This window comes from Planctomycetota bacterium (assembly GCA_035574235.1).
GTDB lineage: Bacteria > Planctomycetota > MHYJ01 > MHYJ01 > JACPRB01 > DATLZA01.
Window position 1 is genome coordinate 20,261 of the sequence record DATLZA010000198.1, and the last position, 7,976, is coordinate 28,236.

General features: G+C 70.7%; 9 protein-coding genes. 4 read left to right on the forward strand and 5 right to left on the reverse strand.

Translation table 11 applies throughout. From position 1 onward, the window contains the following. Window position 1 precedes the first annotated feature (1 nt). From VNO22_18490 to VNO22_18510, 5 genes are read right to left on the reverse strand one after another with little or no spacing between them, the layout of a single operon-like run. Window positions 2-1,204, reverse strand: coding sequence for a radical SAM protein (locus tag VNO22_18490; GenBank protein HXG63366.1), 1,203 nt, complete (start codon window positions 1,202-1,204; stop codon window positions 2-4). Continuing rightward, on the reverse strand, window positions 1,204-2,082 hold the full coding sequence (locus VNO22_18495) for a ferredoxin family protein (protein HXG63367.1): 879 nt from the start codon (window positions 2,080-2,082) through the stop codon (window positions 1,204-1,206). Before VNO22_18495 ends, VNO22_18490 begins: the two co-directional genes overlap by 1 nt. Further along, window positions 2,079-2,408 (reverse strand): hypothetical protein, encoded by a 330-nt coding sequence (locus VNO22_18500; protein HXG63368.1) that lies wholly within the window; start codon window positions 2,406-2,408, stop codon window positions 2,079-2,081. The genes VNO22_18495 and VNO22_18500 overlap by 4 nt, the downstream gene beginning before the upstream one ends. Next, the gene (locus VNO22_18505; protein HXG63369.1) at window positions 2,405-3,535 is read right to left on the reverse strand and encodes a GTP-binding protein; all 1,131 of its coding nucleotides are present in this window, start codon (window positions 3,533-3,535) and stop codon (window positions 2,405-2,407) included. Before VNO22_18505 ends, VNO22_18500 begins: the two co-directional genes overlap by 4 nt. Continuing rightward, on the reverse strand, window positions 3,513-3,989 hold the full coding sequence (locus tag VNO22_18510; protein ID HXG63370.1) for a glycine cleavage system protein H: 477 nt from the start codon (window positions 3,987-3,989) through the stop codon (window positions 3,513-3,515). The genes VNO22_18505 and VNO22_18510 overlap by 23 nt, the downstream gene beginning before the upstream one ends. A gap of 134 nt (window positions 3,990-4,123) precedes the next feature. On the opposite strand from VNO22_18510, the gene VNO22_18515 reads away from it, so the two are divergent. From VNO22_18515 to VNO22_18530, 4 genes are all read left to right on the forward strand, one after another. Next, window positions 4,124-5,299, forward strand: coding sequence for a PQQ-binding-like beta-propeller repeat protein (locus tag VNO22_18515; GenBank protein ID HXG63371.1), 1,176 nt, complete (start codon window positions 4,124-4,126; stop codon window positions 5,297-5,299). Between the two features lie 23 nt (window positions 5,300-5,322). Next, a complete protein-coding gene (locus VNO22_18520) occupies window positions 5,323-6,624 on the forward strand; it encodes a glycosyltransferase family 4 protein (GenBank protein HXG63372.1) in 1,302 nt (433 codons plus the stop codon). Then, window positions 6,611-7,732: a PQQ-binding-like beta-propeller repeat protein gene (locus VNO22_18525; protein HXG63373.1), complete on the forward strand. Its 1,122-nt coding sequence runs from the start codon at window positions 6,611-6,613 to the stop codon at window positions 7,730-7,732. The genes VNO22_18520 and VNO22_18525 overlap by 14 nt, the downstream gene beginning before the upstream one ends. A gap of 43 nt (window positions 7,733-7,775) precedes the next feature. After that, window positions 7,776-7,976 (forward strand): ATP-binding cassette domain-containing protein (locus VNO22_18530; protein HXG63374.1); only part of this gene is annotated, 201 nt, incomplete at its 3' end.

Consider the following 7,976-nt stretch of genomic DNA (forward strand, 5'->3'; position numbering starts at 1 on the left):
GCTACGTGTAAGCCCCGAATCCGAAGAACCAGTGCTTCTTGGCGAACCGATAGAACCAGTTTTCCTCCGGGATTTCCCGGCCGGGCTGATGCTGACTGGGCCGGGGCGCCAGGGCCGCCAGCTCCGCGCGCGCGGCGCGCCGTAGGGTCGTGTCCCGCGCTCCGTGGCGGTCCACGAGCTCCCGCAGCAGATCCGGCCGTTCGAGCACGATGCAGCCCCGCGTGGCCCGGGCCGCCGTGCGGCGGAAGTCGTCCAGGAGCCGCGACTCCGTCATCGTCCGGTAGAGATCGCCGCCGTGGTCGCGGATCGTCTCCGAGGCGAACTGAATGATCGGACAGGGCTCGACGTCCCCGAGGGGACCGATGTGGTGGCTGACGCCCGTGGCGGCGGGGCAGAGGGCGCGTCCCTCGTCGTCGTAGTAGGCGTCCACAATCGCGATGGGCTTGCGGTTGCGCATGTCGACGACGAACCGCCGGAGGGCCACGACCTCGTCGGGCGAAAGGGCCAGCTCCGGCGCGGCCTTGGGTCCCACGGGGCGGTAGGTGTGGAACCAGACGTAGTGCACCCCCATCTCGATCAGCCGGTCGATCCAGGATTCCCGCACGAGGTCGTCGAAATTGCTCCGGCAGACGCTGGTGGCCACGCCGGTGATGAGGCGCTGCCGCAGGGCCGCGCGGAGTCCGGCCAGCGTCCGCTCCCAGACGCCTTTGCGGCCCCGGCGGACGTCGCTGACGATCTCGTTGCCCTCGATGCTGACGAGGGGCGTGGCGTTCCCCGCCCGGCGGAGCTCGGCCGCGACGGCGTCGGTCAGGTAGTGGCCGTTCGTGAAGATCTGGAAGTAGCAATCGGGGTGGGCGCGCAGGAGCCGCAGGAGGTCGGGGTAGAGGAAGGGCTCGCCGCCCAGGATTCCGAAATAGCTGTTGCCGTGCCGCTTGGCGCTGCGGATCGCCCGGTCCAGGTCCGCGAACGGGATCGCGTGGTGGGGCTTGTCCACGTCCACCCAGCACCCCTGGCAGCGCAGGTTGCAGCTGTTGGTGACCGAGATGTAGAGAAAAGGCGGAAAGTGCTTGCCCTCCCGGAGGCGCGCCTTGAAGCGCTGGACGGAGCGCATGCCCTTCCAGGCGAAGTTGTAGGCCATCTTCCAGAGGAGCCGCGGCTCCGTCGATCTCCACAGCCTCCAGGCGAACGCGAGCGGCGCTTTCATCAGATCCCCCACTGTTCGGGCGTCGCCGGGGGGCGCGCCGCGTCCTTGACCGTCTGCGAGCGGGCCTGCCGGGCGGCCATCTTGGCGCGGGCGCGCTCGGCCCGGGCCTGGATGTCTTCCACGGAGGGCAGGCTCATGAGGACCTCGTCGGGGATGTCGAGCTCCTTGCCCAGCTCCTTGAGGCAGCGCTTGCGCTCCAGAAGCGCCCGGGATTCGTCGCGCTCCGTGGAGAAGCGTTTGCGGGCCTCGCGGGTGCGGTTGCGGAGCGCCGCGTAGAGGTCCCCTCCCAGAAGCGCCGAAATGTCCACCTTCATCGCCTCGCGCTTCACGTCCTCGGGCCGCACGGCGTCCCCGTTGATCGGGCCGCTCTTGTACTTGGGAAACATGATCGCCGCCTCGGGGCACACCCGCGAACAGGCGGGGCAATCCGTCTTGCAATGGTCGGGGTGCTGCACCCGGATCGTCTGCCGCTCGTCCACGCCGTAGACTTCGAACAGGCAGAAGGTCAGGCACTGCATGCAGTTCGTGCAGCGCTCGTAGTCGATGACCGGGAACCAGGGCTTCCAGGCGCCCAGCCGGCGGGCGCCGGCGGCCTCCCGGACCTCGCGGGCGGCGGCGACCGGGTCGGCCGCCCCCAGGTCCCGGACGAAGAGGCGGGGTTCCTCGGACGCCGGAGGAGGACCGTCGAAACGTCCGAGAAGAAGAACCGGCGCGCCGTCCGGAGGAGACACGGCCGCCCCGTCCGCCGGGCGGGCGACTTCGAAGCCCTCCTGAAGCAGACCCTGCACCAGACGGAAGCGCTCCGCCGGCTCCAGCGGCGCGCCGCCGGGCCCTTCGTAGAGGACCACCCGGAGATTCCTGCCCTCGGTCGCGTTCACGATCCCTCTCCGTCGGTCAGCCGCCGGGCGACTTCCTCGGCCTTTTCGGCGCGCATGTTGAGGATTTCGACGCCTTGGGCGGGAAGGGGGGCTCCCGCCGCGTGAAAGAGCCAGCGGACCGCCCGCGGGTAGCAGGCCGCGATCCGGAGTCCGTCCCCGCCTTCCGCGAGACGCTTGAGCGCCGGATCCTGCCGCGCCGCCATGTCGCAGAGATCCGGGACCGCGTCGAAGGCGGCCCCGGAGGCGCACAGCCGCCGGAGGACCTCTTCCTTCGTCTCGGACGGAACCACTTTCGCATACGCGCAGTGGCAGTAGAGGATTCTCACGGGGCGCCTCCTTCGGCCAGGCGGTACGTGGGTTGGGGGCGGGCGGGGCGGAAGCGCTCCAGATGCTCCACCTCCGCCCGGATGCCCCGGCACGCGAAGGCGACGAGGGCCCGTTCGACGGTCTCCTTCAGGAACTCCGGGTCCGCTTCGGCGCGGAGGTTCACCACAAGCGTTCCCGATCCGACCGGCTCGGGCAGCGATTCCCGCAGGTCCGGCTCCCCGTCCGTGCGGACGACGCTCACGACCGAAAGGAGACCGGTCGGATCGCCCGCGTCGAGCGTCATCTTGAGATGGGCGATCTCGCTCCGCGCGGCGGCCAGGGTGTCCCGGATGTCCCGCGCCAGGGAAACGAGCGCCGCGTCGGCATCGAACGGCGCCGGGGACGTCAGGCGCACCGTGGCGTTGAGCCATCCGAGGAGCGCCTCCCCTTCGGCGTACAGGTCGTAGTCGAGCTCCATCGACGCGCCGTTGCGGCCCTCGGCCGTCAGGATGCGCTCGAACCAGGCGTCCAGGCCGGTCCCCTCTTTCGCCGAGACGCGGAAGATTTCGGCGCGGGGGAAGGCGTCCGAGATCGCCGCGACCAGCCGCTCGCGCTGCGAGGGCGTCAGAAGGTCGATCTTGTTGACGGCGATGACGTCGGCCTCCTCGAGCTGTTTGCGGTAGACGTAGAGGACCTTGTCGGAGAACGGGCGGCCGGGCGCCAGCCCCAGGACCCGCGCGGCCCTCAGGGGATCCACGAGCACGCTCAGGGGGGCGATCGAGAAGCGGTCTCCGTAGATGCGCCGGAGCGGGTAGGAAACGGTCGCCACGAGGTCCGTGCAGCTCCCCACGGGTTCGGCGACGAAGAGGTCCGGGCGGGTTTCGCGGGTGAGCTTTTCGGCGGCCTCGAGCAGGGAATTGAACCGGCAGCAGAAGCAGCCCCCGGCGATCTCCTCGACCGCGAAGCCCTTGGAGCGGAGGAGTCCGGTATCCACGAGTCCGCTCGACTGGTCGTTGGCGATGAGCCCCACGCGCAGGCCGCGATCCGACAAAAGACGCGCCAGGCGGGCGACCGCCGTCGTCTTCCCGGCCCCCAGGAAGCCGCCGATCATGACGTAGCGCGCCTTATTCGGCCGATCCGGATTCATGGCGCTTGCCCAGCATTTTGTCGATCGTCGCGTCGAGCACGGAGACGTATCCGTGAACGTCTATGCAACCTTCGCCCGGGGTCCCCCGGAGGGCGAAGAGCCACCCTTCGCCGTAGGGGTCCTTCCGGACGATTCCGGCGCCCTTGTCGAGCGCGGGGTTTCCGCCCTCGAACGTGCCGGCGAAGGGAGCGTAGAGGTCGGAAACCGCCTTGAAGCCTTCAAGCCATCCGACCGCCTGGCCGAGCTGGACGGCCGAGCCGGAGGCGACGTCGAAGCCCAGATCCACGATTTCGCCGAGCATGCGCAACGCGAACTGGGTCAGTCCCACCCGCCACAGGCCGGGTTCCGTCTCGCGCAGCCAGTAATGGCCGGCCGTGTAGAGTCGGTCGGCCGCCAGGCGCGTGGCGAAACGGGACCGCCGGTAGCGGATTTCCTCGGCTGCCATGGGGGCCATGACCATCCGGTTACATAACAAGCCGGAGTTCGGGACCGTTGGGGGACTATACCATTCCGGCCGCGCCGGGTCAGACGATTTCCGTCTTCGCCCGGGGCGCGTGTATTGTTACCGGAGGAGGCTGCATCGACTCCATGGAGCGGGTTGGGGTCCTGCTGGTCCTGGTCGCCGCCGGATCCGACTGGCCGCGCTGGCGCGGGCCGGAAGGGACGGGCGTTTCGCGGGAGGCGGACTGGCGTCCCCAGGCGCTCCTTCCGGCCCCGAAGGTCCTCTGGCGGACGAACGTCGGGGAGGGCCATTCGAGCGTTCTCGTCGCGGAGGGGCGGCTCTACACGCTCGGCAACGTCGCGGGGCGGGACCGGGTGGTCTGCCTGGACGCGGCCACCGGCCGTCCGGCGTGGCAGTTCGCCTATGTCTGTCCGCCGGGGAATTTCGCCGGGCCGAGGGCGACGCCGGCGCTCGACGGCGGGTTTCTCTACACGCTCAGCCGCCAGGGTCACGCGTTCTGCCTGGAGGCCGGTTCCGGAAAAGCGAGGTGGCAGAAGAATCTCGTCGAGGACTTCGGCGCCCGCGTGCCGGATTACGGGATCACCGGATCGCCGCTGGTCTGGGGGGACGCCGTGATCTACAACGCGGGCGCGGGGGGCGTGGCGCTCCGCAAGGACACGGGCGAAAAGCTCTGGGCCGGCCCGCCGGGCGCCGGGGGGTACGCCTCGCCGGTTCTCGTTCGGCTGGGGGATCGGGATCTTGTGGCGCTCTTCGGCGCCTCGGAGCTCCGGCTGGTCGATCCGCAAAGCGGCGCGGCGGCGGCCTCGTTCGGCTGGCGGACGCCGTTCGACGCCAACGCCGCGGATCCTCTTCCCTGCGAAGGGCGGCTGTTCATCACGTCCGGATGGGAGACGGGAGGCGCGCTTCTGGAGCCCGCGGGCGGCGGGCTGCGGCCGGTCTGGCGGAACAAGGATTTCCGCGGCCAGTTCGCCAGCCCCGTTTTCTGGGAGGGTCACATCTACGGAGTGGACGGCAACACCCCCAACGGGGAGCTTCGCTGCCTCGAGGCGGCGACGGGGCGCCTGAGGTGGGCGCAGAAGGGGGGATTCGAAAACATGATCGTCGCGGGCGGCCGGATCGTGGCGATCGACCGCAAGGGGGTGCTGGTGGTGGCGGAGGCTTCTCCGGCGGGATACCGGGAGCTGGCCCGCGCGCCGGTTCTTTCCCCCCGGGCCAGAAACTGGACGGCGCCGGTTCTGGCGCAGGGGCGGATCTATGTCCGCAACGGCGAGGGCGATCTCATCTGCCTCGACGTGCGGTGACATGGTATCCTGAGGGGATTCGGATGAAGATCGTTTACGTGATGCCCGGGTCCGGCGACCGGTTCTACTGCGAGAACTGCGTGCGGGACGTGGCGCTGGCGCGGGCGCTGCGGGCGGCCGGGCACGAGGTGCGGGTGGCGCCGCTTTATCTTCCGCAGTTCGCCGACCCGCTGGACGGGATTCCCTCGGGGCCGATTTTCTACGGCGGAATCAACGCGTATCTGCAGCAGAAGTTCGCGTTTTTCCGCAAGACGCCGCGGTGGGTGGACCGCCTCCTGGACGCGCGGCCGCTCCTGCGGCTGGCGGCGCGCAGCGCGGGGTCCGTGCGGGCGGCGGAGCTGGGGGAGATGACGCTTTCGGTGCTTCTGGGGGAGGAAGGCCGCCAGCGCAAGGAGCTGGAGCGGCTGCTCCGGTGGATCGAGACGCAGGAGCGGCCCGATGCGGTGCATCTCTCAAGTCCGCTTCTGGCGGGGATCGGAGCGGCGGTTCAGAAGCGGTTCGGACTTCCGGTCGTCTGCACGATGCAGGACGAGGACGTCTGGGTGGATGCCATGGAGGAACCCTACCGCGCGCGCTGCTGGGAGGCCATGGCCCGGATGGGACGGGAGGTGGACGCGTTCGTGGCCGTGAGCCGCTTTTTCGCGGAGGCGATGCGGGAGCGTCTCGGGATTCCGCCGGAGCGCCTGCACGTGGTCTACCCGGGGATCGAGCCGGGGCCGGAGCCTCCGGCCGCCCGGTCCGGGCCGCCCGCGATCGGGTACCTGGCGCGCCTGTGCGCGTCGATGGGGCTCGAAATTCTGGCCGAGGCTTTTCTCCGCCTGCGCCGCTCGGGGGCGTTCGGCGACGTGCGGCTGCACCTGGCGGGAGGGATGACGTCGGACGACGAGGAGTTCGTGGAAGGCCTTCGGGACCGGTTCGCCGAGGCGGGGCTGGAGGGGGAGGTGCGGATTTTCCCGGAGCTTGATCCCGCGCGGCGCCGGGAGTTTCTGGAAACGGTGCACGTGCTCAGCGTTCCGGCCCCCTCGGGGGCGGCGTTCGGCACGTTCCTGCTGGAGGCTCTGGCGGCGGGGGTGCCGGTGGTGCAGCCGCGGCTGGGGGCGTTCCCGGAGCTCGTGGAGGCGACGGGGGGCGGGATTCTGTACGAGCCCAACGACGCGGAAGCCCTGGCGCGGGCGCTGGGGAAGCTTCTGGCGGACGATCGGCAGCGGCGGGAGCTGGGCCGCCGGGGGCGGGAGTCCGTCGTGAAAAACTTCGGGCTCGACCGGATGGCGCGGGAGATGCTGGCGGTGTACGGGAAGGCGGTGGCTTCGCATGGGGTGCGTTAGCGGCTGGGTGTGCGCGGTGGCGTGGGGAGGGCTTCTGGCGGCGGCGCCGCAGGGAGCCGAGGAGTGGCCCACGTACCACGGCGGCTACACGCTGGACGGCGTGGCGGCGGCGGCGCCGCCCGACCGGCCGGCGCGGCTCTGGAGGTTCGAGGCGGACGGCCCGGTCGAGCAGACGCCGGTCGTGGGGGGCGGGAAAATTTTCGTGGTGGCCGCGCGGGGCAAGGCGCTCGTGGCGCTCGATCGGTCGGGCCGGCCGGCCTGGAAGGCCGAGCCGGCGGGGGACCCGTTCGGCACGCCGCCCCTGTACGTCGCCGGGAGGGTGGTGGTCGGGTCGGAGGGCGGGACGCTTCATGCGTTCGACGCGGCGACGGGGAAGGCGCTCTGGTCGGCGAAGGTCGCCGGGCGGCTGCAGGGGACGCCCAACCGCGTGGAGGCGGGGGGCGGCCGGGTGGGAATCGTGGCGGTTTCGCAGTCGGACGGATCGCTCGCCTGCGTGGACCTCGAGAAGGGAAGCGAGATCTGGAAGACGGGGCCGCTGGAGCGTTGCGACGGATCGGCGGCGGTGGGGGGCGGCTGGGTGGTTCTGGGCAGCTGCGCGTCGGCGCTCCATGTGTTCAAGGCGGACAGCGGGGGGAAGGCGTTCGACGTGGAGCTGGGGGAGGACAGCCAGGTGGCCGGGGGGACGGCGATCTCGAAGGGGGTGGCGTTCGCCGGGACGCGCGGGGGGCGGCTGGTGGCGGTGGACGTGGCGGCGGGCCGGCTGCTCTGGGCCAACGGCGACAACACGTCCGAGGCGTTCACGACGCCGGCGGTGAACGAGCGGTTCGTCGTTTTCGGGACGTCGGAGGGAAAGGTGTACGGCCTTCGGCGCGGAACGGGGGAAAGGGCCTGGGTTTTCGACGCGGGTCGCAAGCCGCAGTCGCCGGTGATCGCGGGGAATCGCGTCGTGGTTTCAGCGGGCGGAAGGCTTCATCTTCTGGATCTCGAGACGGGCGGGGCGGTGTGGAGCGAGGAGGTGGCCGACGAGCTGACGTCCCCGGCGGTGGCGGGAGGCGTGGTGATCGTGGGAGGGGACGACGGCGGGGTGGTCGCGTACGGCCGCCCGTAGGTTGTGGCGCGGCCACAAACCGGCTAGCATAAGGCGCGATTCCATGACCGATCGTCCGCTGGCGGAACTGGTGGGAGTGACGAAGTCCTACGGCTCGGCGGACGGGGGCGTTCCGGTGCTGCGCGGGGTGGATTTCGCGGTGGCCCCGGGCGAGTCGGTGGCGGTGGTGGGGCCTTCCGGGTGCGGGAAGAGCACGCTTCTGAACATCCTGGGGACGCTGGATCGGCCGACGTCGGGGCGGGTG